Origin of the sequence: Sphingobacterium sp. DR205 (assembly GCF_011064245.1) — a bacterium.
Classification (GTDB): Bacteria; Bacteroidota; Bacteroidia; order Sphingobacteriales; family Sphingobacteriaceae; genus Sphingobacterium; species Sphingobacterium athyrii.
Window position 1 is genome coordinate 6,348,474 of sequence record NZ_CP049333.1, and the last position, 26,387, is coordinate 6,374,860.

Below are 26,387 nucleotides of genomic sequence, written 5' to 3' on the forward strand. Positions count from 1 at the left end.
TAATATCGGCGTAATTTAACAAATCGTTAGCCAAAATTAGAAATTACCAAGTTAAATAATTATTAGGTTCAATCAACAGCGCTGCAATTAAAGCGGTTGAGTTTTCCACATAATGTTAATAACAGTGTTGATAAGTCAATACCTTACAGTCCTTCTTCATCTCGAAGCCTTATAATTTCCTCCAATGCCTGTACATCAATTCGATCTTTGGGTCTATTTACTGCTTTTTTATTAGCTATGAGCTGATTAATATGTAAAAAGGGGATTTTCACATCTTCAATTTCTGCTATGGAAGCCAATTCGAGACATTCATCAAACGAAAAACCTTCGAGTCCCTTCATATCTGTCAATATGTCCAAGCGAAGACCATTATTTAAATGGAAATCAGTCCATCCTGCAACAAAAGAGATTGTTTCCAGTTGGGGAATATCTCCAAGATCCGATAACTTGAATGCTTTCCGCAACCGTCTTCTATTATCTAAAGAATCTTTTATCCAAAGATCTAAATCACCAGTAAATCTCTGAAAGCCATGCAAATTAGTTGCGTATCCTCCAATCATAATGTATGCTACATTTGAAATTTCTAGATTTTTCCAAAACTCTAAGATCTCGTTATCAAAAATATCCATATTTTATCTATGGTTATAAGGTTTATGAGTAATTTTTGCTTTCTTGAGTGTTTGTTGAATCTTGTAAAGACGTGTAGTCATTTCAAATCGTTCTTTATATGTGCGACTAAGTCCTGCTCTCAATAAAGCAATTTCAGATTCACTAAAAGATCGTGAGGTATGTTCCTTGTTACTGTACATATAATTTACACTTTAGTTAAACAGATCTCTCTACAAAGATACAACAAAAAGCCACATCATCTCGACGTGGCTTAAAATAAACAGTAGCGGGAGTACCGAGTACACTTTCTATCAATATCCCGGATTTTGTGTAAGGCCGGTTCCTAAACTGATCTGAGCAGAAGGAATAGGATACAGCAGGAATTTCTCGTCTTTCAGACTTTCATATTTTTTAAGGGCTAATTTCGTACGGCTAAAGTCAAACCAGGTCTCGCCTTCAAACATAAGCTCTTTTTCTTTTTCTTCTTGCACGGCAGTAACGAAGGCCTCCAGATTAGCATACGTATCGATCGGAACGGCGACACCAGCGCGCGTCTGTACCGCTTTTAGCGAGTTGTAAGCTGCTGTGCTCACACTATTATCAACACGCGCTTTAGCCTCAGCATGGATCAAGTAAATCTCTGCAAGTCGGATAACAGTTACATTTTGACTGGCTGGCGAGAAATTCGGAAACTTACCCATGAAATAATTATTATTGCTACCTTTTTTGACAGTAAAATCCTTTCGTTTGTCTTGCTCGGTATATAAGTCGAGGATTGCGGAGTCTTTAGCAAAAAATAATACGCTAGGATTGTCATTGGCTACAGCTGCGAGTGGATTGGTTGCTTGATCATCAAATTGAATTTCGAAAATAGCTTCGTTCGTATTTTGTGTTGTCCAAATTGTACTGAAATCCGTCACCAAGCCAAAGCCACCTGCTGTCAGAACTTCATTCGCCATATCCGCTGCTTTTTTATAATCATTCGTAATTGAAGCTTGATACAGATAGACCTTTGCCAACAGCGCTTTCGCCGCCCAATGCGAAGCCCGTCCCTTGATAGCATCACCAGTATTTGGATTTTCTTCGGGAAGCGCAGCAATAGCATCCGTCAGATCCTTAACAATCTGTGTGTAAAGTGCTGCTTTGTCGGATTCGACAATATCAATATTATCCCCTTCCTTGGTATACGTCAGCTTTAGTGGGGCCTTATTAAAAGCACGTACCAGAAAAAAATAGTGCAACGCCCGAATAAATTTAGCTTCACCAACAAACATCTTTTTCTTGTCTTCAGTTATCATGGTCTCGGTCATTTTTGGGACTTCCTCAATCACTTGGTTGGCCGCGTTGATCGTGGAATATACAGCTTGCCACATATTGGCAATCCAAGGATTGATCGCTTGTATTTTATGTTCCGAGAAATTTTGGTATTCCGGAAAACTGGAAGAATGCCGAACATGGACTGCAGAAAATTCCGGAACAACGATGATGGACTGACCAAAAGAAAATGAATTCATCATCGTCCGATACATTCCCAAAACAGCGGCATTGGCGTTGGTTTCGGAATTGAAAAATTTATCTTGGGTAATTTGCCCAAGCGGGTCGCGATCCAAGAATTTAGAACATGATATTGCAAAAGACGCGATCATGGTCGCCAAAAAAATTAATAGTATTTTATTTCTTTTCATCCGTACAAATTATTTACGAGTGTATGTTTTAAATTGTTTAAATGAGTTCGCCCTATTCATCCTATTTATTCCTCTTGTCTCTAAAAGGCAAATTTCATCTTCCTTACTCACGCAGTTTAGAAAGTTACGTTAACACCAGTAGTGAATATCCTCGGTTGCGGATAACTACCGTAGTCATATCCATAAATCAGTCCTGTATTGGCACCACCGTGGCTTGAGCTTACCTCTGGATCATAACCTCGATAATTTGTGAATACAAAAGCATTCTGTACCGTAGCGTACCAGCGGAGCTTTTTCATTTTAATTTTCTCTGCGATGCTGGACGGCAATGTATAACCAAACGTGATATTTCTAATTCTAAAGAATGAGCCATCTTCGACAAATCTTGATGATATGGCCCCGTTGCTCAGGTCGCCGGGTGCCGGCCTCGGAACGTCGGTAATATCGCCGGGTGCTCTCCATCTATCGACAAAGTCAACAAACTGATTGGAACTCGGGTTGAATCCTTCCAGTCCCGATGCCAGATTGTAATTGAAGATGTCATTCCCATAGGTGAATTGCCCCTGAATACTTAGATCAAAATTCTTATAAGCAAAATTATTGGTAATACCACCAAAGAACGATGGGTTAGGATCGCCGATCATCCTTTGATCTTTGTAGTCTGTCGGTGTTACGGCAGAGCCATCCGCACCGAGGTAATCGATCATCCCAGTCTGTGGATTGACACCTGTCGCTTGCCAGCCATAGAATACGCCAAGGGGTTGTCCCACTATGGCACGGTTCAGATCACCTACCCCGCCACGCATTTCTGTCAATCCCTCAGGTAAAGCAACTACTTTATTTCTATTAAAAGTCATGTTCAGCGAAGTTGTCCACTTGAATTCACCTACCAAATTCTTGGACGTTAGTTCAAATTCGAAACCTTTATTTTCTATATCACCAGAGTTTGTAAATCGGTTGAGATAGCCTGAGCTGGTCAGGATAGGCAGTCCGATTAACAAGTCCGTTGTTTTCTTATAATAGTAATCTGCCAATATTGAAATTCTATTTCCCAGGAACCCGGCATCAACACCAACATTCCATTGATTGGTGGTTTCCCATTTTAAATTACGATCGCCCAACACATTCGGCACAAAGCCTGCGAGTCCCATGTAGTTGTAGCCACTAGAATATAGTGAACGACTGGCATAGTTGCCGATGTTCTGATTCCCAGTAATCCCCCAGCTCGCACGAAGTTTTAAATCATTGATCACCTTAGAATCCTTTAGGAAATCTTCCTCTGTAAGTCGCCATGCTCCTGCGAATGATGGAAATACTGCCCACCGATTGTCAGCTCCAAAGCGTGAAGAGCCATCCGACCGCACGTTTGCATTAAGAATGTATTTATCTTTATAAATATATGTTGCGCGGGCAAATCCAGAGGCGATCGCCCATTCTTCGGGATAAGAATTTGCACCGGTAATAACACCCCCGGCAGTGATATAAGGAATATCATTATTCGGAAAATTTGAACGTTGTCCATGTACAAAGTCAAGCCTGGATTCCTGAACTGAAAATCCCGCCAAAGCATTGATGCTATGGTCACCGAATTTCTTATCATAGGTCAAGGTTGTCTCATTTATCCAAAGCTGGTCGCGGGTATTCCGGCGAGCGCCGATACCGCCTTGGCTAGCATAGGAACGAAGTCCAACAGGAGGCATAAAGAAGGTCTCATCAATAAAGCTGATATCAGTACCAAAGCTTGTCTTCAGTAAGAGCTCGGGAACAATATTGTATTCCGCGCTGGCATTTGCCAGTACCCGAAAAGTCTGCGCTTCATTGGTTGGGAGCGTTAGCATAGCGACGGGATTTTCACGTGTCGCTCTAACCTGGTCATAGACAAAGTTTCCAGCTGGGTCATACACCGCTAAGTTTGGCGGAGAAAATATACCACTTTTGGTAGCACCTTCTTTTGAATTTTCTTCCTGCACACGGTGGTTGACAGCCCTGGTTAGATTGATAGCCGTAGAAAATCTCAATTTCTCATTGTGCTGGTGGTCTAGATTTATACGACCGCCTATGCGATTGAAGTCGGATCCCAACAGTACACCGCCCTGTTTCATGTAGCCGACAGAAGTATAATATTGAGTCTTCTCACTCCCACCTCTTGATGAAAGTTCATAACTCCTGGTTGCTGCATTTCTGAATATGGCATCCTGCCAGTTCGTATTGACATTAGGATTGGCAAATATTTGCTCGGGAATGACTGCTTTAGGATCCTGCTGCTGTAAGATTTTGTAATAATCTTTCATATAATCCTGATACTGCTCGGTATTCATGAAATCGTAATACCGTTCCTTAGGTACCTGTGAAAATCCTTCGTACATATTAAAGTTGAACTCACTTTGTCCAGCCACACCTTTTTTCGTACTAATTAGTACTACACCGTTTGCAGCTCTCGAACCATAGATTGATGAGGATGCCGCATCTTTTAATATTTCGATCGATTGCACGTCCGAAGGGTTGATCGAGGATAGCACATTGATCCCTTGGGTACCACCTCCAAAATCAAAGGTAGACCCTCCTGTAAAATTGGTGGTGCTGTTGACCGGAATGCCATCGACAACGTATAGTGGGTCCGAACTGGCATTTATCGATGTTGTACCTCTTACCCGAATACTGATCCCACCGCCCGGCGAACCGGACTTCTGCGTCACCTGAACTCCCCCTGCCTTACCTTGTATTGCCTGGGTAATACTTGGCAATACCTCGTCTTCGATTTCATTGGCACCAATACTCGATACCGCACTCGGTAACGTAGCGCGGTCCATTGTACCATACCCAACCGCTACAACCTGCACAGAATCAAGTACCTTAGTTTCGCCACTAAGTACCACCTGTATATCCTTTCGATCTCCAACGAGTTGAGTGATCGCTTCAAAACCAAGTGAAGAGAATCTGAGTTGATTCTTTGGACCAGCAGCAATCTGAAATTTACCGGCTTCATCCGTACTTGCAGACACATTTGTCCCGACTACCGCTACGGTAACTCCCGGCAGGGGCCCCTTAGGTCCCGTGACAGTCCCGGTCACTGATGTTTTTCCTGCGGACAGCCCGCCAGCGCTATTCGGGCTACCTGTAGCTCTTGTCGTACTATCCTGATTGGCAACTATTTTTGTCGTGCTATCCTGGCCAGCGGAGACATTTGTAATACTATCCCGACCAGCGGCAACAGTAGCAGTAGAATCTTTATTTTGTGCTGTCGAATCGGTTACAGCCTTCGTCGTACCAGCTGACAAGGCAACTTCTATCAGTTTTTGATTGTTTACAAATACTTCTTTAATAGCAAATCCAGTTTTTATAAAAACTAATACACCATTGGGATCCGCTGAAAGTCTGAACGCTCCTTTTTCATCTGACAGACCGCTATTACCCGTTTTCTTTTCGGTGACGACCACTCCCGAGAGTGCTGTTCCCAATGAATCCGTGACTTTACCACTAATCCCGATAGTATCAAGCGCAAGAAAAGAAGGCGGTTTAGCAAAAGAAGCTATATTAGCAGGGTACTTGATTTCGATGGTGTGAGCCTGCCCTGGGTGGCAGAAAAGAATAAAACCGCAGGCTAAGAGAAGAGTGTGGTTTAGGGGATGCATCATACGTTAAATATTTATAATAAGACTCTAAATTGAAATAATTACGTTCCAAGCGAAAATGAAATACATACAACAAAAGGTTGAACATCACACCTTTCCAACAAGTCTATTTATATCAACTTTGTTACATATACTTATAGATAATAAAACGTCCTTAAATCTAATTTGTTATCAGTTATTGATATTTATTTTGAAAAAAATACCAACAGCGCAGTTATCACTCACAATAGACACATTATTAACAAGTTAAATATCAGTACGTTGACACTAAAATTAATTATAAAATATTTTTTCTTATAATGCTGTAAATCCGCAGAACACTTTTGGATTAGAACCGCAATTACTTGAAGATCTTCCTAATAGAAATGGTGTACCCAGTCACTAAAGCCGAAAATATTATTTCAGATAAAATTTGTAAAATCAAACAAAAAAAGCCACATCATCACGACGTGGCTTAAAATAAACATATGAATTTAATTAAACAGTTTCTATTTATATGAGTTAACCGAGCTCGCGATCTTCCAGCTTCCGGATTCATTCATCAAGGTCACGAGGTCGGTTTTTGTAAATGTTTCGAATTTCATTGTAATGCGAGCCACCATATAATTTTCGGATTCTTCAAGAATCTCCGTTTTGGTACTACAGTTTAACTTTTCACCCTTTTGTTTTTTCAAAAAGGAAATCACTTCTGAGCGTTTATTTGTACGCGCATTTTCACCTTGAATCTTTTGGCTGAAATCGGCAGCAAATAATTGTTCTACACCACCAGACATCCCTTCTGTCATCACAGATACATAGCTATCAATGGCCAGGTCCGCTGTAGATAGGTTCAATACCTTTCCAGGATTACCTGCTGCCATTGTACATGTTGATACGGCGATCAAAGCTGCTGCTGCGAATGTTTTTATTAAAGTTTTCATAATTTTTTCTACTTTATAGTGTTAGTTTTTTTTGTCTCTTTTCTAGTAGTCGCAGGAATGTTGATTATGTTGCAACATTTCCTTTAAGTTTCATTCTTTAATTTTTTTCTTATCGGCAATGAAGCTATCATGAGCAAGAGATCCAATATTTTATTTGTAATCTGATATAGCTCATGATGGTTTCTGATTCAAAAGTAAGACAACGCAGCCTGCGATTTTATTACATTTAGACTAACATAGGGTAAAAGTCGGTGAAAGGGGCAATTGGGACGGTAAATATGAAAATTATAGGCCACACTATTTAAATATGGTGCGATTTCGAGTCGCTGTTGCCAACTCAAACTTGGATAATAAGGTGAATGATTTGGAAGTATACGATCGTAAATCCAACTAGGATCGGTGTACAGACAAATTCGTTACATAGTATGCTGATCGTTTTGTCCGGAATTGGCCTCTGATACTTTGTACGTTTAATATGGTCTCGGTCACACCTTATTTTTCAATAAGATGCCTTATACGTTTTCCACAAGGTTATTAACATCCTGTGGAAAACTTTAAATTACTTCTCGTGATCTCCCAATAACCATTTCGCAAAATCATCGATTTTATCTTTATTGGCAATGAAGCTATCATGAGTGAGATATTATGCTCTATTTATAAGCGGTTGTAGCTCATGATGGTTTCTGATTCAAGAGAAAGACAACGCAGCCTACGATTTTATTACGTTTAGACTAACACTATGAGGAAGTCGGAGAATGAGATGATTCGGTCGGTTCAAGAAAAATCGATGCGACAAAATGCTTCTAATCGCTACCAGGCAGGAAATAGACAAAAAATCCCCTCAGAAAGCGTATTGTAAATTTCTGATGTCATGCAGTTCGCTACTAGAGAATGATACCTTCACCTTTATAATGCTATACAAGCACTTACCGCTGCCCCTCAACGCACTCCGATAAAAGGCTTTCACAGAACATCAATACAGCAAAAGACTGCCATTATGAATCATCTTTTCAAAGGCGGGTCAAGAAAATCTTGAGGAGTACCTATTCCTCATAATATTATAAAAATTTACAATATCGTCATATCACTTCATCTGGCTAAATTATACAACAGGGCCCCGTTATTATTATATCATGCTCATGACGTATACATTAGCGCTGATGCCATGTATACCAAGTTGATTGCCTCAGCCCAGTAACAGCCTGTGATATGGCTGCAGCATTTTTGAATTACAAAGAGGCGCTAAAGCTTAAGAGAAAGCATTGCTACCGCCATGCATGAGCCTTTTGCTGTGTGATTTAAGTCTCCTATTCACCGCTTTTAGCCACATAAAATATAACTTTAACTCAATGTTGTATACTTGCACAGTTATTTCGTATCCCATATTTATATCTGAATATACATTTGGCTTTAGACTATATTTCCTTTTATTACTATGCTATGTCTTAGTCCTACAGCGTTCCTTGCTGAGTAGTTGAATAGAAAACATGGCCATGTTGGTATACCTCAAAATGTAATGGGCATCTTGCAGGAATGCAGTGTGAGTTGGTAATCAACTCTACGCTGTATGTATTGAAGAGCTAAGGGGATGCCTAAAAGCCAGTCTTGGGGGGACGGCTCTATACTTCATAACTATTCCTCTGGCAACTGCTTTTCAAACGATTTTCCCGCTTTAAGCTTTTCAATCGCTGCATCAAGACGCTGTTCATTTGTTCGGGAAGATAGTTCATGGCCTGTTGCCATCAAGGAATTATATTCTTCAAGCGACATAACAACAATACCCGAGTCTTTACCTCGATTAATAATCGAGGTTTCAAAGTTTTTGGAAATCTTATCCAAATAGCGTTTTATATCTTTTCTGAAATCTGATACACTGGCAATTAACATAACAAGTACTTTTATCTGTACAAAAATGCGTACAAATTATTGGCAAATCAAATAAAGTCAAGTCGTTGATGGAAACAATAACGTCAGTTCTATTTTTCAGCCTTCTACGTCATGCGGATAAAACCACCTTTTGCATAATCAAGCTTCTGTGTAAAATAGTTCGTTTGAGGGCAACAGTTATTTTTTATTAATCAATACCTTGATTTTTCAGGCAACACTCTAAATGCGCAGTAAACTACAAACACACTCGCAAGAACAGATTGTAAAGCGATGCGATATATAGAGGAATTATTATCTAGGAAATAGAACAAGGAGGCTATACATATAAATGCTTCGACGGCAATTAAGGACAGCACTAGTATGAAGTGCTTTTTGACATTGCCTGATGTTAAGAGATAATGAAGCCATGCCCCAATATGCCAATTAACGAAGAGGTGATAGCAATAATAAAGATAGGAATCCTACCATTTAAAAAGTAATTTAAACCAGCGAATATGATCGCCGTAATGAGTAAGTACTGAAAAAAAGACAAGAATACCGTCCAAAATATTTTATTTTTCATAATAATATTTTTCCATTTTTTCTGCGGGATCATGCAAGTAATATTTATTATAAAACGAAAGATAAACCACATCGAGGAGATCAAAAACAAAATATTGGAAGAAAACTAGGTATTAACGAAAATAACAATTCTTTTTAGATTGAATTGTCACAAAAATATGAGAAAAATTCCGCGCACATTTATTTAAACAAAAAGCTGAATTATAATTATACCTCAGGACGCATTTGTTTCGGCACTTTTCGTTATCGCTTCATCCCTGACCGTAATCCTTTGGTTGGACTACAGGATTACTTACAGAGCCGACGTGTTCACTTGCTAGGCTCATCCAGTTGCTTAGCAGCTGGATTGGTTCTCTTCCACTATAGCATGTGTTACTTGGGATATATAACAGTTTCCCGATGCCGTCTATCGGGAAACTTTGGCTAATCATGTGATTCCTTCTTCCTTGGAAACAATTGCTTACGTCAAGGCACTAATGGCATTAGCCGAGTATGCGAAACGATGGAACAATACTGTGTTTCTTCCACAGTATATAAGGTTTACTTCGTTCGCCGAAGCGAACCATTCGCCACTAACTGTGTCTATTTGGTGGAATATGTAGTTTGCATCTTCTGCTGATCGGTCTCTGTCGAATATGAACTTGTTTACTTGAAGCCTTTCCGTTTTCACTTGCTCTATCCATTGGAATTTTTCCACGATCGAAGGATTTACATCCCAGCGCCAAGTGTTTACCTTGATCGGCTACGTGTTTGCTTAGGCTGCTTACTGGTTTACAACAAGGGAGGAAGTGTTTGCGTCCCGGCAAATTAATTATCTTTTTTCTTTTTATTATCGACCAATTCCCCAAGCAAGTTGTGCATAGAAACTTCCTAATCGGTCTGCAGGTACGTCTGTGGCTTTCGTACCTATAAGCTTCCAATCATTTTTTGTTATGGAGGATTTATAGCCAACCCTACATTCGGGATAAAATATTGTTCTGTTTTTATTCATTGATTTCAGTGTAATATTGAAATCTACAATCGCTGAGTTATGTTCCATTTTCGTTTGATTTGATTGCGTTGTTAGGAAGTCATCAAATGAGCCAGACTGATTGTGTTTTTGAATTGTAAAAGTCGACCATTGGCTACCAAACCCAAGCTGTGGACTTAATATTAGATTGCCGGCGTGAACCGCATTGGTCGCAACGTATAGGATAATGTCCCCAGTGTTCAGCGTATTATCTTTTTTACTATTTGTGGATAAACTAAAACTGCCTCCGATTAGCATTTGTTTCATACGGTACGCTACGCCTGCACCTGCATTCCACCCAAAACCAGGTAATTTCCCTGCCCCCTCTTGCATTAAGATTTTGTTTAGATTACTTGCGTTGTTAAATTGGACACCTCCGAAATAAATCACTTCAAAGGGCAAATGCTTTATTTTATTATCTTTTTCTTGTGCGATTAGATTTGTTACGCATAGGGTTAATAATATGCTTACAATATACTTCATAAAATTTAAAATAATGTTAATTTATGGAATGCTTAGAAACGTTTATTAGTAATGACAATTCATAATACTACTTTATTACATGGTTACGGAAAGAAATTTTATGGTTAATAATAAAAACAGATTACGAAGGCTAAAAATCTGTATCACTGATATTTGTCATATTTATAGGTGCAAACTATTTAATTGACTTTTTCTTTCTAGTTCGCCCGTCAACAAATGTTAGGATCAAACCGCCCAGGATTACCCATACAAATGCTGCAATAAACCAAGATAGGGTATGCTCACTAATTTTTTTTTGAAAATAATAGTTGATAACCTCCCCCATAATTACCATAATAATCATTGCTAGGCAGTATCTTAAAAATAACTTATAATGATTTTCCATAATTAATTCTTTTTTAATTTTTAAACACGATGTTCTCACAATCTTTTGAGCAAGCAAAGTCTTTGTATTCATTTAAAGAAACTTTCACTAAAAAACAACAAGAATACACTAATAAAATTGCAAAGTAAGCTTATTAGAAAGATAGGCTTATATTGCTGTTTTACAAAAAATTGAAAAATGGATATTCCAATACAAATCGTTATTAAAATTAATATAGGAATCGTAAACAATTCAACAATAACTCCTATGGCAGTCTCTATATTTTCAGGTATTATAGCAATATAGTAAAAATGAATTATTAAAAGTAATGTATAAACCAAGCTGCTTATTGACCCAATTAATACTATTTTTAAGTTTGAATCATTCATATATTAAGAGTAAATATAGCTCTTCCATACACAGATGGAAGAGCTATTAACATAAACTATATTTCTACCCTACAGGAACATATTTTACGGTTTTCTCGGGATTTTCAAAGAATCCATTTGGGAAGCATTCGGGAGTGATTTACATCCCATTTTTAACAGTTTAACCAGAAACCGTCCCGATGAACTTTCCGCAACTTTTTTTTGCTAAATATGCAATTTGCACTTTCTGCCGACAGATATGTGTAACGATAATTAGTTTTGTGTTGTTAAATTACAAAGTTAATTGGTTTAAGCCTTCCCTAACTTCAGGAAGGCTTATTTACCCTTTTTAATTGTTTAATGGATCATTGATGTCTTTCAAGAAAACTTTAAATGTGTTCGTTGGAGCAGCAACATCAGTCAATAATACTGATGACGGTTCGTTTACCTCATCGGATGTAATCTTAAATGTACGTCCATTCAACGGTGTTGTAAACTCGCTCAATCCTCCTGTCCAATAGGCTGCTGTAAAACCCACAACATTGTATAATGAGCCCGTAAAAGTTATTCTGACTTGATCAACAGTTCCAGAAACCGGGGTGATATTATGCCCTACAGCTCCTTCGACTGCGCCATTTTGTAGAACATAATATAATACCTCCACTCCTGCATTTCCAATATACATATTGTTTAACGTAATACCATTTGCTTTTAATTTGGTTTTTGCATTGTTCCAATATACTTGCCCAATTGGCCCAACGTTACTATAGGACATGGACCATAGATTAGTTTTAAACCATAAATTAATTGGAGTCACTTCGGGAACAATCTTAAAAGTATTTCCATTGTCTGTATAATAGCCATATGGATAAGTACTTGTTGGCTCAATATATTTTAAAAAGTCAAAAGTTACACCGTCCATTGTGTACTTCTCATAAAATTCAAGTCCCCCAGGCACGACTCTGAAAGCCATTCCTTTAGCGGCCTGATCGAGCGGATTACCAAAGACACGCATTTTAGGACTATACCCCATGACAGCAGACTCGCCATTCTTTGTTTCTAAATTAAATACGCCAAATTGTTTAAATTTATTTGCAGCCGCCTGATAAGATGCTGACGTGCTCTCAAACTCATCCCCCTTCAGAGGTAACATGATCAAATGGCTACCGCTTTTCTTTCCCTTTAAGACTACTGAATCTGCTGTAGCTTTAAGCACAATAAATTCAAAATCACCACGCATACCGCTGTCGTCGGCACCGATGCCGCCATTATCTTTTCCAGGCTCGGAAAACCAGTGAATACTCTTATTATATCCGTCAAATGAAAGTACCGGGCCCGATTCAGGGTTCACAGAGTAGGTACTTGTTTTAAAACCAGAAAAAGGATCAGAAGCAATCGAAACCTCCTCTTGGGAAATAAATTTAGTGAAAATAGTATACCCACCGAATTCCTGGTTACTACTCGGGTACAATTTCATCATCCAACCGGCTTTGTTAGCCTGTAAAACTGTATATGCTTGTTGCACCGCTTCAGTCATACGGACTGTTGCATTGGCATCAAATATTCTATCTTCATCCCGCTTGCATGAGCTAATCCACAAAGCAGGGAGTAACAATAAGAAAAATAAATATTTCAATTTCATGATTTTTTATTTTAAAGATGTTTGATCAAAATTGGGTAGATCTGCTTGTCTAGCTAGAATCTCATCACGCAACTCATCCAAATCAATATTCCAAACATTTTGGAAATAAGTCCGTACAATATCAAGTTTAGCTTCAATCAATGCTTTTCCTTCCTCTCCCCCTCTACTGATACGTTGGTTCCATTGTGCTGGTGACAATGTAATATAATAGGAATAAGTCTCTACAAAATCTTCGTTGGGCTCTTTGGAAGCATAGGGAGAAACAAATCCCAATGCGGTAGCATCTGCTTCACTTTCATAGATATCACTCCAAGCATCCGAAACATAGCGCTCACCAGTAATCTGCTCAAAAGAAGCCGGATACCCCTTAGTTTGGTGTAAAATGTGTCCGAACTCATGATGCATCGTGTGAAAATAATAATAATTGAGAAAGGCTACATCTTTCCCCGTTTCCGCGTTCAATTCGTTCAATAGATAAAGCGTAATCTTAACACCGCCTTCTGCTGTACCTAACACAAACGTTCCATTATTTCGATAAGCTGGTGAGCCAATATAGTTTAGTAATTTAGGGAAATATTTTTTGATAAAGTCCTTACTTCCTGTAATTTTATCATAGGGTTCAATACCAAGGTGATATAATAGTTTGGTCATGCGGACAGAGCTCTCATAGCTCGCTGGACTCAAATTATAATCTAAATCAGACTCCTTTTCAACAAATTTGTAAAGAATTGCGATATTATAATCCTTCGTATATTTTTGTTGAATATACTTATCTAGTTCATTGCTTTCAACCTTCTTATCAACAAATATACTTTCCGGGTTCAATTTTTCGTCAGAGCATGAAAATAAAAGCACCGAAGAAAACAACAATACATTAATCTTATTTAATATTTTCATAATTATCTTGGATTAGGTGTGTAACCGGCGGCAATAACTTCAGCAGGAATTTGCAAAGCCGCCCTTTTGTCACGTGCAATTAATTTTGTGTCCGTTTCCACAGAAGCTACTTCGCCTCCAGAATTCAACACACGTCTTTCCACTTCAATACCATAGCGTTTAACATCAAACCAACGCAGCCCCATATGTAAGGTTTCTACACGGCGTAAAAATAACAGCGCATGAAGCATATTTTCCTGTGTACCAATCTCAAATGGAATCATTTTAGGGTCTAATTTTTTCTTTGCAGTTGGTACTCGAGCAGAAGAATAATCTATTCTATCTGCCCATGTGTTGATGCTTGCTACAGTAAAACTTGCAGGGGGGCTTACTAAAGTATTGTCAACCCAACGTTTCATATCTATCGCAGCATCATCGTATCGTTTCAGGTGAATAAGAGCTTCAGCACGAACCAGCATCGTTTCTTCTGTAGTAAATGGTACATAAGCACCACGGGCATATCCAATTCCTGCGACAGGGTCTGTATACTCGAACATATACGAAACACGGGGAAACAATACTTTATCTAAATTTGTTCCCGCATAAACAGAAACACGTAGTACATAACCAGTTGCACCTAATTTCCCATAAGGCCCTTGCGCCATGGTTGTTTCATTGTTTGCCAAAAATGCACCATGGGAATACCTCGAACCATAGGTATAGGGGCCAAATATTACACCATGTTGCGTTGCGGCAGTGGCTACCATTAAATTGGCCTTTTCTTCACTCTTTGTATAGGATATTGCTCCATTTGGAAATCCTCTACTTCCAACTGCGTCAGCGGCAATCCTTTCATAATTCCGAAGTAAACTCGTTGGATTCGTACCAATCGCTGCATTTGCAAAACTGACGGCTTTTTCCCAATCTTGCATATATAGGGCGACTCGAGCGCGTAAAGCATTCGCTGCCCTAGAATTCATATGGTATTTGGGCGTAGATCCAAACGAAGAATCATCAATTAGCGGAATAGCTTCGTCTAGATCAGCTACAATATGGTCATATACTTCTTGGACTGTATTCCGTTTATATTTCGGATCTAAGTCTCCCTCCGCCGTAGTCATATAGGTAACTCCCAAATCTGTTACCGCATTTGCTTTTGTATAATGCTGTGCAAATAAATTAACCAGTGTAAAATGATTATAGGCTCTTACAGCTAAAGCTTCTCCTCGTTGTGGATTTAAACTGGCCGGATTTCCCATTTCTTCTATTGCTTTTAATGAAGCGTTTGCACTAGCGATCGCTTTATAACAAGCTTCCCAGACGTCTTTAGGTCCCTCATCCTGATTGTCTGTGACATCTTTCCAATGGAACAACTCCTCCATAAAACGCTGACTATTGGGATTAGTAGATCCATAATCATCGACATTATCTGATGAAAGTTCAGCACTCATCAAATAAGCTACCTCTGGATAAGCAGAAACCAATAACTTATCAATTTTAGCCTCAGTATCAAGTTTAGCACGATTGTCAGGCATTTCATCCAAAAACTTATTGCAGGATAACAAACTCAGTCCACAAATCAATGCAATTGCTATATATAATTTTCTATTTCTTTTCATTTCAATTACGATTTAAAATTTCGATTACAGTCCTAAACGTAAAGTCAATGTATATTGTCTCGCTATAGGAGCAGCGACACCTCCAGCATTGACAAACTCTGGATCCTGTCCATTCAACTTTTTATCCGCATAAATCAAGAATAAATTGGTTGCATTAAAGCGTAATCCTAAAGAGTTTATATTCCACGCTTTCACCAAATCCTTCGGGAATTGGTAGCTTAATGAAACATCTTTCATACGAATAAAATCACCTTTCGCTGTACGAACTGATGAATAATTATATGCACTATAGGCATACTTCAAATCATTAGCGTATGCCCTGTTCTGTCCAGTAGTAGCGATAATAGGTATATTCGTGAAGGCTTCATCTCCCGCTACCATCCAACGGTCTGCAAACTCCTTGGTTGATGCCGTCAAATCTGAATATTCGTTGGAAAATACTGGATTAAGGCGCACAACATTACCAAATGAATAAGTCATAAATACATTTAAACTAAAATTCTTATAACTAAATGTATTTCCAAAACCACCTGAATGAATAGGATCTGTAGGGCCCTCATATTTTAGAAAGCCTATTTTATCCCGTTCTTGAAAATTTAAATCAGTAACAGTTTCCTGATTATTTGTATTTAAAAAAACCGGTAATCCTTCATCATTCAATCTTACGAATGGGATAGAATAGAGTCCACGAACGGGGCCTCCTTCTAGCGCAAATCCAGTACCTGTTATAAGATCCATCACTTGAGTTCTAGTGTCTAAACGGGTTACCTTTGTTTTCACATTTGAATAAGTAAAATTTGATATCCATTTAAATGCTTGATCACGAAAGATATGGCCAGTTAGGCTCAACTCAGCCCCGTGTGATTTCATATCAGCCACATTACCAAATTTTGAAATCTGTCCTCCTAACCCTTGGGTATTGATAATACCGATCAAATCAAAATTATCACGTTTGAACCAGTCAAATTCGACATTAACCCGGTTATCTAAAAATCCCATGGATGTTCCGATATTCAATTCGTGCTTTTTCTCATAAGTCAACCCATTGTTAGCCAAATCTGCTATTTCTAATCCAGATTCAGCATCTCCTGCTGTTGGTCTCCACGGAGTGTATGAACGATAAACAGCATACGAATTAGTGACAGTTGATGGTCCTCGATCACCTGTTAAACTATAAGAACCTTTTAAAGTAAAATGTGAAAAAGCTGGCCTCAAGTTTTCAAAGAAGTTTTCCTCATGCGCATTCCATGCGCCCGAAAGGTTCCAGCTCGGCATCCATCTCGCAGAGGTTGCTTCCCCTAATTTATTTGCGCCCTCATATCTAAAGGTACCATTCAATATATATTTCCCTGCATAGGAATAGGTAACATTCGTAAAAAAAGCGGCCTGTTTGTAACGCGTATTTGTCGGGTCGTTTTTTCCATTTCGATTCGCCGAGAAATAAGGCGAATTTTCTTCTTGACCCCGTTTAAATACCCGATAATCTGTAAAAGGGCTTTCTCCTAAGTCATATTGGATTCCCCAACCTCTAAACCAAGTGTTATCTCTTTGAGATGATGTAAGCTCCGATCCTGCAAATACATTAAGAAGATGGTTCTCTTTAAAAGTCTTATTGTATTGCGCTGTAAAACGGAAGAGCTGTTCAAACATGGTGTAATCTGTTCGATTATAGATTCCCCCCTCAGGCAACACAGAAATAGGCCGTGCATAGGGATCATCCGGATCGGTATATAAAAATGGATTCTTATCACGAATCGTCGTATTGTCTGGCTCAGAAATACCTGCCCGATAAGCCATTGCTTGATTTGACCGATCTTTAACGTAATGATGCTGTGTTGTCGACTGGTAACGAACAGACCCAAACGCACCTACTTCTAACCCAGGAATCACTTTCCATTTCAAGTCTCCCTGAAAACGTAAATCAGCGACATTTATATCCATGTAATTGTTCTCCAACTCATGTAGGATATTAAATGCAGCATAATTTCGAGTGTAGAATGTATTGGGATCCAAGGTTCGCGAGGTATTCATTGCATAAGCATAAGGATTGATATCAAAATCACGTTTTACCTGCCCAAAGACAACATCCTTCGACTGTCCTAATGTACCGGGAGCTTGTTGCTGCCGATAAGAACCGTTTGTAATAATGTTTAATTTAAGCTTGTCAGAAATATTGTAGTTTGCATTCAGATTACCCGTATAGCGGTTTACTTTACTCCGTTTTGTCCATCCCGGATCGACTAATGCACTTAAAGAAGAATAATATTGGGATTTCTCTGTTCCCGATGACATGCTGAGAGCATGATTATGTTGAAGACTAGGTTGGAATAACTCCCCAAACCAATCGGTATTCCGATATTCAGCTTCTTTCAAAAAATTATTGACGTTATGTCTATCCGTAAATAGATCATTAGGAATTTCCCCGCTTTGAATACGCTTATATAAGTCACCATAAACACCACTGTTGTTTGCGACAGGCAGATCGGCAAATCCAATATAGCCTTTATTATACATATCATCGTAAACGGACATTTGCTCTTGCGAATTCATGATATTGAATTCTGAGTATCGAGGGGTAGCACGTGTCGTATATTCACCGGTGTAATTAAGGGAACTTCGCCCCGCCACTCCTTTTTTAGTTGTAATGACAATTACACCAGCCATAGCACGAGCGCCATAAATTGACGTTGCTGAACCGTCTTTTAATATTTGAAAAGATTCGATATCATGCGCATTCAATCCAGCAACAGCTGAACTAATTAGGGTTAATGCATCACCAGATGACAACTCATCTGAATTTACGTCGGCAACATCCTCTATAATAACTCCATCAACAACCCACAAAGGCTTTGAACTACCATAAATAGAGGTCGCCCCGCGCACGCGAATCTTGGGTGCCGTACCGAAGGTTCCGGTAACGTTCTGAACCGAAACCCCAGCGACTCGTCCCTCCAAGCCACGACTGGGATCTATCTGTCCGCCGATTTGCGCTGCTTCACCTGAAATCTGTGAAGTAGCACCGGTAAATAACCTTTTATCTAGACGTTGCCCCATACCAGTCACAACAACCTCTTCAATCTGCCGCTCATCTGACGACAATATTATATTGACTACATTTCTTCCTTTAACACCTACTTCGACAGCTCCATAGCCAACATAGCGGACTACCAGCGTTGCATCTGCTCCAGCATTTATTCTAAAACTTCCATCACGAGCAGTCTGCGTAGTAATAGCGGTTCCTTTGACAGTCACTGTTGCCCCGGCCAGCGCATTTCCATCTTTATCTTTTACTGTACCAGAAACTCCTTGCTGCACAATATTACTTGACCTACTACCTTCCGTTTTCCCGTTGACAGAAATCGTATTGGCAATAATCTTATACTCAATATTATTATTTTTCAAAACGGCATTTAATGCATCAGCAACGGAAGCCTCTTTCAGATTGACATTGATCCTCGCTTTGGAATCAATATTTTCCCCATAAAATAACTGCAGATTGGACTGCTTGGAGATCGCATTCAGTGCTTCTTCAATCCGTGCATTTTTCATTTTCAACGTAACTTTCTGCGCAATGCCATTGGCTTGAACTCCGGTCACAAAGGCGAAAAGAAGGCAGGTACTAATTTTCATAATACGTAAAGGTTTGCTAAACCGCGGGTCATGAGGTATCAGTCGCCACGTTTTGCCAAATGGTAAGTTATTCATACATTTACTCTTTGTGGTTAATTGGGTTTACTTAATTCGCTTTTTAAATTTTTAGGCCTTTTTTAATCATTTCTGGACAGGGATGCTGCAACATTCCTGTTCTATTTTTATGTAAAGGCTCTTAGGTTAGGTATTATTTCTCTTACATAAGTACTCCTCCTATTTGTTTTCTACTATTAATTCTTTTCCTTGAAGCTCAAATTTCAGGTCACAGACATAGGTCAGCATTTCCAATACCTCTGACAGCTTAACATCACGCTTAAAATTACCTGTATACACTTTATCTAATGCCACATCTTTCTTAAATTTCACTTGGATATCGTACCATTTAGACAATGTAGAGGTTATCTCAACAATGGTTTCTTTCTTAAAATAAAACTGATTATTATGCCAAGATAGGTCGTGCTCCAAATCGGCTTTTCCTTTCCGAAGCTGTTCTCCTACGAGATTCGCGTATTCTCCCGGCTCCAGGACAATCACATGTCCAGAATGACTTACTTGAACTCTGCCCGAAGATAATGTGGTACGAACATTATGACCATAGGCATTGATATTAAAATGTGTTCCCAGTACTTTTACTTCATTCCCCTTGGACTCGACATAAAATGGTCGCTCAGCATCATGTGAAACCTCAAAATAGGCTTCACCATCCAAAATTACCCGGCGCTCATTCTTATCGAATTTTTCAGGAAATTTAAGTTGCGAATTTGCGTTGACCCAAACTTGGGTACCATCCTCCAGATTTAATTTATAGAAATGCCCTTTAGGAACGACTAATGTATTGTATTCAATTGCCGATTTTGTCAGTGGTGCTGCTACAGCAGCAGTCCCGCTTTTAGTCTCGGCCATAATAACTTTTGGGTCTAAGTTTCTTACCGAACTTTCCAATGGCACTACTGACCCATCTGCCAGCAGCAGTAAAGCTCCGGGCTGGGCGGGCAGAATATCCTTTTTTACGGTTGTATTGGTCACTACTTTGCTCGGATCGCTGACCTCCCGATCACGCAGGTAAACTAGCGCCGCCCCAAACAGCAAAACAAAAATAGCTGCAATACGGATAAATGGCCAATAATTTATCTTTTTAACAGACCTAACAGCACCTACTCTTCGCCAAGCCTCTCCTTCGTCAAGATCTGCAAAAAAATTCAGGTCCTGCTCAATATTTTTTGCATCCCGAAATTCCTTAATTAGATCGTCATTCCTTTGATCAGATTTCCGCCAGTGCTCAATTGAATCGCGTTCCGCAGCAGTTTCCTGTCCACGAAGAAATTTCTGGATTAATTTGGCTATGTAATTGGAGTTAGCTTTCATATCTATAGGTTAGAAACCCTATAGATTAATATGGGGTGACAAGAATTTAAAATTATTTTAACAAAAAAATAACAAAGGGCAAAAATTCTGGATGTAGCTTGTCCAACAGCATTTTCATACCGCGCTGTTTTTGAGTTTTAACGGTATTCACACTGATCTGAAGCCTTTCTGTAATCTCTAAATTAGACAACCCCTCTAAATATCCCATTTTGAAAATTTGCTGACAGGCAGCCGGCATTTCTTGAATAATGCGATAAACTTCATTGATAACCTCCGTATGGATCATGGATAATTCAACAGAGTGTTCATCCTCTTCCGTAAAACCGACCTGTGACCAGTATTTCTCCTTTACCTTCTCGTGCCGGATATATTTTAAACAGGAAAACCGAACAGCAGTGTATAAATAATTGCGAACAAAATTCTCGGATTCATCCATGCGCTGCTTTTCCTTAAAAAATGCAATAAAAGCTTCCTGCACCAAATCTTCCGCAACGGAAGACTCCCCCACGAATTTCCATGCAAAGTGACACAAACTTTTATAATGCTGTCTAAATAACTTTTCTTCAGGTCCCATAAGATAAAACGGGTATAACAAACAATTGATCAGTCGCGATTAATGGAGATCGACAAACTAGTCTAACGTAAAGATAGAATTTTAATCTTACTTTAACAATTATTAACATGTTTATTACATATATTGCAAATATTACAAAAAAACACTGCACATCGAGAAGATAACATAAATACGATGTTCACCTCCGCGCTTGTTTTTCACCCCTGAATCATTTTTCTTACCAACAAAACAAAACCGCCTTTTTTTGCCTTTATACTAAGCGAAACATCACAAAAATTCCAATTTTTCGCCTTTTTTTATTATATTGTAGACTTTCATAAAAAACCTTCATAGCCAGATAAGTATCAACAGCAATAAAATTTCGAAGGTTCTTATTGAAAAATAAATACTCCAGTAAAAATTAAAACAAAGACTAAATGCTATTTACTGTTCTATCAGGATTAATAACATCGAGCCTTATTGTTCCATTTGGTCGATTCCTAAAAACCAAATGGGGTTTTATTCTCGCATTCTTACCGGTACTCTTATTTCTGTATTTTACAAAATTTGTGGTACCCATCGGCCAGGGATCTCATTTTATCCAATCCACAGCGTGGGTACCATCGCTAGGCATCAACCTGGATTTTAAATTAGATGGACTTTCGCTACTTTTCACCCTGTTGATTACAGGGATCGGAGCGTGTATATTCTTTTACGCGAATTCCTATCTTAAAGGACATCAGTATATTGATCGATTTTTTGGCTACCTCTGTTTGTTTATGTCCGCCATGTTGGGTCTGGTGCTTTCGGACAATATGCTCTTGCTCTTCATCTTTTGGGAATTAACGTCCATTAGTTCGTTTTTTCTGATCGGCTTCAACAACGATCAGGAGGATTCTAGAAAAAGTGCCATCACCGCACTATCCATTACAGGTCTTGGCGGTTTCTTTCTACTCGCCGGTTTTGTATTAACGGGCAATATCGCCGGCACATATAATATCACCGAACTTTTCAACAAAGCCACCTTGATTCAACAGCATCCGCTTTTCCCGCTTATTTTTGGGTTGATTGCGCTCGGTGCCATCACAAAATCGGCACAGTTTCCCTTCCATTTTTGGTTGCCGGGTGCAATGAAAGCGCCTACACCCGTATCCGCATACCTGCACTCTGCTACCATGGTGAAAGCAGGAATATATTTGCTGGCCCGCTTTTCACCAATCTTGGGCGGAAACCCAATCTGGATGTATTCGCTGATGATTATCGGTGGTATTACCATGCTCTACGCGGCATTCCACTCGCTTTTCAGAACGGATCTTAAGGGCGTATTGGCCTATTCGACGATATCCGCACTGGGGATCTTGGTTTTCTTACTGGGTCTTGGATCTAAGGAAGCAGTCATCGCGGCCAGTGTCTTCATCCTCGTTCACGCCCTATACAAAGCTGCGCTGTTCCTAATTACGGGTATTATAGATCACGAAACCGGGACAAGAGACCTCACGGTTCTAAGGGGCTTGCGCAAAGTGCTGATGCCTGTTGCCATTGCGGGCTTCCTTGCGGCTCTCTCCAGTGCAGGCGTACCCTTGACCCTTGGATTTATTGGAAAGGACCTGATCTATGAGGCTACTTTACATGCTACCCCTAGTTTATTCCTTTACTTGACAATAGCGGCCGTAGCAACAAACATACTGCTGGTATCAGCTGGATTTATGGCTGGAATCAAACCCTTTATGGGCAAATTACCTGAGCAGTTTGACCATATCCATTTACCTTATAAATCTATGTGGATCCCACCGTTGCTGCTGGCAATACTGGGCGTGATCTTTGGCTGCTTTCCTGGTTTCGTTGGCAACTGGATTACTGGTCCAACGGCAAACAGTATCCTTGCGCAACAGGAAATATTCCACCTAAAAATATGGCATGGCTTTAACCTCATACTTTTACTGAGTGCCATCACCATCGTGTTCGGAACGCTTGTATTTATTTCCAACACGCCTAGCCACAAGAAACTGGCCTGGATTACTGCTTTTGAAAAAATCTCTCCAGCATCTATTCTCAATGCATTCGCCCGGGAAATTGAATTATTTTCGGCCTTTTTTACCGCAAAGATGCACAACGGTTACCTGCGCTCCTATCTATTGAAGATCATTCTATTCGCAGAGCTACTGATTGGCTATCAGCTCTACCTGGGCGGGCCATTACATATCAAATGGGACACCTTGTCTCCGGTGAGTTTTTATGAGGTGACAACGGTATGTATCTTAGTCGGCGCTATTGTACTGACGATCAGAACCTCATCAAGGTTGACCGCAGTTGTGGCAACCAGTGTCGTGGGCTACGCGATATGTTTGATTTTTGTCTTTTATAGTGCACCGGACCTGGCGATGACGCAATTTACGATTGACACTTTAACAGTGGTTCTTTTCGTATTGGTATTATTTAAATTACCTTCTTTTTTAAATCTGGCCAACCGTCGGACCGTCATTCGGGACGCAGTGGTCGCCATCATATTTGGCATCTTGCTTTCCATGGTCGCCTTACGTGTCTTACATGAACCGACAACGACCAATATCAGTGACTTTTATGGCGATTATGCCTATGTACTGGCCAAAGGAAAAAATGTTGTCAATGTACTGTTGGTGGACTTTAGAGGCTTCGATACCATGTTTGAAATCGTTGTGTTGAGTATTGCAGCACTGGGAGTCTACAGTTTATTGAAATTACGTTTAAAATCATCTGATAAAGAGTAATATTTTATGATAAGTTAGCGAAGTAATGATGATTAGAGACTAGGGACTATCTATGAGAATCCATCGGTTTGTATCACCAGAATTTCAATACTTATTACTAATATCTAAATACTAGAATAAATGAATAGCACGATATTACAGACCGCAACGCGGTATCTCTTACCGATACTTTTATTATTTTCGGTATTCCTATTGCTCCGGGGGCATTATTACCCCGGCGGAGGGTTTGTCGGGGGCCTGGTAGCATCCATTGCTTTTGTACTGCATAGTTTTGCTTTTGGCCCTGAAAACACCATGAAGCTCATTCAATATAAACCTTTGTCGCTAATTCCCATCGGTTTGGGAATCGCTGCGGTGAGCATGTTTTTACCCACTTTTTTTGGTTACCCCGTCATGACCGGACTGTGGTTGGAAGAAAAGATTCCCGTCATCGGCATGATCGGAACTGCCTTGTTTTTTGATCTCGGTGTATACTTTGTGGTCATCGGTGTCGTATTAACTATTTTATTTACAATTGCTTTAAATACAGAAGAGGAATAATGGAACTGATTCTCGTTTTATTGATCGGTATCCTATATGCCGCCGGAATATACCTCATCTTGCGACGCAGCATGGTAAAATTACTATTGGGGATTATGTTATTGGGTAATGGTACCAATATATTGATCTTTTTGCTGGGCAATATCATCAAGGGCAAACCGCCCATAATTGACCCCGACTTAAAGGTATTTACGGATATTTATGCGGATCCGATTCCGCAAGCCCTTATTTTAACAGCAATCGTGATCAGTTTTGGACTGACTTCGTTTGCGATCGTATTACTTAAACGTGTTTACGCTTTACTGGGCACGGATGATTTGGATGATTTGAACACGCCTGAGGAAGAAGATATATGATAGACAACCAGATTATTGCCACGGTTATCGTGCACCTTTTTATTGCTATTGTCCAGCTGATACTCTGGCGAAAATCTACTGCACAGCGTTTCCTGAGTGTAGGTGGAAGCCTTTTGGCACTTATTCTTGCATTTAAACTTTTTTTCAAGGTTTATGACGGCGAAATCCTGACCATGAATGCCGCCAATTGGAAGGCTCCTTTTGGAATCGTCTTTGTTGCGGATCTTTTTAGTAGCACCTTGGTCGTACTCACCTCAATTGCAGGACTTGCCGTTTCTATTTTTTCCTGTGTGGGTGTCGGAAGACAACGTATTTTATATGGCTATTTCCCTATTTTTCATTTCCTGATGATGGGCTTAAATGGGGCATTTTTGACTGGAGATATTTTTAATCTCTACGTTTGGTTTGAAGTCATCATCATTTCATCATTTGTGCTGATGACACTCGGCGGCCGTAAATCACAATTGGAAGGTGCGGTCAAATACATGGCCATGAATATATTGGCTTCCACATTCTTCCTGACAGGAATCGGAATTTTGTATGGCATCTCCGGATCCCTTAATATGGCTGACCTGGCACTGCGCATACCCAAAATACAAAATCAGGCGCTCGTCGAAATTACGGCTACTTTTTTCCTTATTGGTTTTGGGATCAAATCGGCTGTTTTTCCACTTTATTTTTGGCTCCCATCCTCCTATCATACGCCCCCTTCTGCTGTCGCCGCAACTTTCGGTGGCCTGTTGACCAAAGTGGGAATTTATGCCTTGTTCAGGGTATTTTCTTTATTGTTTATCCCAAACCATTTCACCAAAGAATTGTTGGTCATATTGGCCATACTCACGATTTTAACCGGTGCTTTTGGCGCTTTGATCAAGACAAATATCCGCAGATTATTTTCCTATCTGATTGTCTGCCATATCGGTTTTATGATCGGTGGTTTAGGTTTGTATAGCAAATGGGCTTTGCTAGGTGCTATTTTTTATCTAATTCACGATATTATGGTAAAAACCAACTTGTTCTTAATGGCGGGTGTCATTCGGCAACTCCGGGGTACGATGGACATGAACAAGCTGGGCGGGCTATATGCTCAATACCCCAAAATTTCTTTGCTCTTTGCAATTGTGCTGTTTTCCTTGGTCGGTATCCCCCCATTATCCGGATTTTGGCCCAAAATTTATCTTTTTAAAGATGCCTTTCAATTGGAGAAATATGCATTCGCGGGGGCGCTGATCATCGGTAGTTTTATTACGCTCTATGTAATTGCCAAAATGTGGGCTCAGGTCTTTTGGAAGGATGCCCCACAGCCAGAGATCATCGAAGACAAATTTGTCAAAATGATCGGCTATCGAAAAACCATGCTGCTCCTGCCCGTCATTATATTGGCCTCAGCATCACTATATATCGGATTTAATGCAGAAGCCATTATACATGTCGCGGATCAGATCGCTACGCAACTATTGGATACTTCACCTTATATAAATGCTGTATTGGGAGGACAGAATTAATATGATAAAACAGTT

17 protein-coding genes are annotated in these 26,387 nt (G+C 39.6%); 4 read left to right on the forward strand and 13 right to left on the reverse strand.

The features are described 5' to 3' along the window. Window positions 1–143: 143 nt before the first annotated feature. From G6053_RS27090 to G6053_RS27150, 13 genes are all read right to left on the reverse strand, one after another. A complete protein-coding gene (locus tag G6053_RS27090) occupies window positions 144–629 on the reverse strand; it encodes a hypothetical protein (RefSeq protein WP_165309158.1) in 486 nt (161 codons plus the stop codon). Between the two features lie 291 nt (window positions 630–920). Next, on the reverse strand, window positions 921–2,294 hold the full coding sequence (locus G6053_RS27095) for a RagB/SusD family nutrient uptake outer membrane protein (protein WP_241254852.1): 1,374 nt from the start codon (window positions 2,292–2,294) through the stop codon (window positions 921–923). 116 nt (window positions 2,295–2,410) lie between these two features. After that, window positions 2,411–5,929, reverse strand: a complete 3,519-nt coding sequence (locus tag G6053_RS27100; protein ID WP_165309159.1) for a SusC/RagA family TonB-linked outer membrane protein — start codon at window positions 5,927–5,929, stop codon at window positions 2,411–2,413. Between the two features lie 485 nt (window positions 5,930–6,414). Next, window positions 6,415–6,846: a nuclear transport factor 2 family protein gene (locus G6053_RS27105; protein WP_108634994.1), complete on the reverse strand. Its 432-nt coding sequence runs from the start codon at window positions 6,844–6,846 to the stop codon at window positions 6,415–6,417. 1,632 nt (window positions 6,847–8,478) lie between these two features. Beyond that, the gene (locus G6053_RS27110) at window positions 8,479–8,733 is read right to left on the reverse strand and encodes a type II toxin-antitoxin system Phd/YefM family antitoxin (RefSeq protein WP_165309160.1); all 255 of its coding nucleotides are present in this window, start codon (window positions 8,731–8,733) and stop codon (window positions 8,479–8,481) included. Between the two features lie 1,390 nt (window positions 8,734–10,123). After that, window positions 10,124–10,786 (reverse strand): hypothetical protein, encoded by a 663-nt coding sequence (locus G6053_RS27115; protein ID WP_165309161.1) that lies wholly within the window; start codon window positions 10,784–10,786, stop codon window positions 10,124–10,126. A 175-nt stretch (window positions 10,787–10,961) separates the two neighbouring features. Beyond that, entirely contained in the window at window positions 10,962–11,171 is a 210-nt protein-coding gene (locus G6053_RS27120; RefSeq protein WP_206531827.1) for a hypothetical protein, read from the reverse strand. 696 nt (window positions 11,172–11,867) lie between these two features. Beyond that, window positions 11,868–13,160, reverse strand: coding sequence for a DUF4302 domain-containing protein (locus tag G6053_RS27125; RefSeq protein WP_165309163.1), 1,293 nt, complete (start codon window positions 13,158–13,160; stop codon window positions 11,868–11,870). 6 nt (window positions 13,161–13,166) lie between these two features. Next, complete coding sequence (locus G6053_RS27130) at window positions 13,167–14,057, reverse strand: putative zinc-binding metallopeptidase (protein ID WP_108634987.1); 891 nt, start codon at window positions 14,055–14,057, stop codon at window positions 13,167–13,169. A 2-nt stretch (window positions 14,058–14,059) separates the two neighbouring features. After that, a complete protein-coding gene (locus tag G6053_RS27135; protein ID WP_165309164.1) occupies window positions 14,060–15,655 on the reverse strand; it encodes a RagB/SusD family nutrient uptake outer membrane protein in 1,596 nt (531 codons plus the stop codon). Window positions 15,656–15,679: 24 nt separating this feature from the next. Continuing rightward, on the reverse strand, window positions 15,680–19,285 hold the full coding sequence (locus G6053_RS27140; protein WP_241254853.1) for a SusC/RagA family TonB-linked outer membrane protein: 3,606 nt from the start codon (window positions 19,283–19,285) through the stop codon (window positions 15,680–15,682). A gap of 234 nt (window positions 19,286–19,519) precedes the next feature. Next, window positions 19,520–20,671 (reverse strand): FecR family protein, encoded by a 1,152-nt coding sequence (locus tag G6053_RS27145; RefSeq protein ID WP_108634985.1) that lies wholly within the window; start codon window positions 20,669–20,671, stop codon window positions 19,520–19,522. A gap of 52 nt (window positions 20,672–20,723) precedes the next feature. Next, a complete protein-coding gene (locus G6053_RS27150; protein WP_108634984.1) occupies window positions 20,724–21,245 on the reverse strand; it encodes an RNA polymerase sigma-70 factor in 522 nt (173 codons plus the stop codon). Between the two features lie 416 nt (window positions 21,246–21,661). Here G6053_RS27150 and G6053_RS27155 point away from each other — a divergent pair, with 416 nt between their 5' ends. The 4 genes from G6053_RS27155 to G6053_RS27170 all read left to right on the forward strand — a co-directional run bounded on the left by G6053_RS27155 (window position 21,662) and on the right by G6053_RS27170 (window position 26,372). Then, window positions 21,662–23,971 (forward strand): putative monovalent cation/H+ antiporter subunit A, encoded by a 2,310-nt coding sequence (locus tag G6053_RS27155; protein WP_165309165.1) that lies wholly within the window; start codon window positions 21,662–21,664, stop codon window positions 23,969–23,971. A 120-nt stretch (window positions 23,972–24,091) separates the two neighbouring features. After that, window positions 24,092–24,511, forward strand: a complete 420-nt coding sequence (locus tag G6053_RS27160) for a Na+/H+ antiporter subunit B (protein WP_104383873.1) — start codon at window positions 24,092–24,094, stop codon at window positions 24,509–24,511. Then, window positions 24,511–24,867: a Na+/H+ antiporter subunit C gene (locus G6053_RS27165; RefSeq protein WP_104383872.1), complete on the forward strand. Its 357-nt coding sequence runs from the start codon at window positions 24,511–24,513 to the stop codon at window positions 24,865–24,867. The genes G6053_RS27160 and G6053_RS27165 overlap by 1 nt, the downstream gene beginning before the upstream one ends. Continuing rightward, window positions 24,864–26,372: a proton-conducting transporter membrane subunit gene (locus G6053_RS27170; protein ID WP_165309166.1), complete on the forward strand. Its 1,509-nt coding sequence runs from the start codon at window positions 24,864–24,866 to the stop codon at window positions 26,370–26,372. The genes G6053_RS27165 and G6053_RS27170 overlap by 4 nt, the downstream gene beginning before the upstream one ends. Window positions 26,373–26,387 lie beyond the last annotated feature (15 nt).

What these genes read in the sequence shown, in the direction of transcription:
- G6053_RS27140 (WP_241254853.1), bottom strand. Translation starts at nt 19,285, where the DNA reads ATGAAAATTAGTACCTGCCTTCTTTTCGCCTTTGTGACCGGAGTTCAA.
- G6053_RS27105 (WP_108634994.1), bottom strand. Translation starts at nt 6,846, where the DNA reads ATGAAAACTTTAATAAAAACATTCGCAGCAGCAGCTTTGATCGCCGTA.
- G6053_RS27110 (WP_165309160.1), bottom strand. Translation starts at nt 8,733, where the DNA reads ATGTTAATTGCCAGTGTATCAGATTTCAGAAAAGATATAAAACGCTAT.
- G6053_RS27090 (WP_165309158.1), bottom strand. Translation starts at nt 629, where the DNA reads ATGGATATTTTTGATAACGAGATCTTAGAGTTTTGGAAAAATCTAGAA.
- G6053_RS27130 (WP_108634987.1), bottom strand. Translation starts at nt 14,057, where the DNA reads ATGAAAATATTAAATAAGATTAATGTATTGTTGTTTTCTTCGGTGCTT.
- G6053_RS27150 (WP_108634984.1), bottom strand. Translation starts at nt 21,245, where the DNA reads ATGGGACCTGAAGAAAAGTTATTTAGACAGCATTATAAAAGTTTGTGT.
- G6053_RS27120 (WP_206531827.1), bottom strand. Translation starts at nt 11,171, where the DNA reads ATGGAAAATCATTATAAGTTATTTTTAAGATACTGCCTAGCAATGATT.
- G6053_RS27145 (WP_108634985.1), bottom strand. Translation starts at nt 20,671, where the DNA reads ATGAAAGCTAACTCCAATTACATAGCCAAATTAATCCAGAAATTTCTT.
- G6053_RS27165 (WP_104383872.1), top strand. Translation starts at nt 24,511, where the DNA reads ATGGAACTGATTCTCGTTTTATTGATCGGTATCCTATATGCCGCCGGA.
- G6053_RS27160 (WP_104383873.1), top strand. Translation starts at nt 24,092, where the DNA reads ATGAATAGCACGATATTACAGACCGCAACGCGGTATCTCTTACCGATA.
- G6053_RS27115 (WP_165309161.1), bottom strand. Translation starts at nt 10,786, where the DNA reads ATGAAGTATATTGTAAGCATATTATTAACCCTATGCGTAACAAATCTA.
- G6053_RS27135 (WP_165309164.1), bottom strand. Translation starts at nt 15,655, where the DNA reads ATGAAAAGAAATAGAAAATTATATATAGCAATTGCATTGATTTGTGGA.
- G6053_RS27125 (WP_165309163.1), bottom strand. Translation starts at nt 13,160, where the DNA reads ATGAAATTGAAATATTTATTTTTCTTATTGTTACTCCCTGCTTTGTGG.
- G6053_RS27170 (WP_165309166.1), top strand. Translation starts at nt 24,864, where the DNA reads ATGATAGACAACCAGATTATTGCCACGGTTATCGTGCACCTTTTTATT.
- G6053_RS27100 (WP_165309159.1), bottom strand. Translation starts at nt 5,929, where the DNA reads ATGATGCATCCCCTAAACCACACTCTTCTCTTAGCCTGCGGTTTTATT.
- G6053_RS27095 (WP_241254852.1), bottom strand. Translation starts at nt 2,294, where the DNA reads ATGAAAAGAAATAAAATACTATTAATTTTTTTGGCGACCATGATCGCG.
- G6053_RS27155 (WP_165309165.1), top strand. Translation starts at nt 21,662, where the DNA reads ATGCTATTTACTGTTCTATCAGGATTAATAACATCGAGCCTTATTGTT.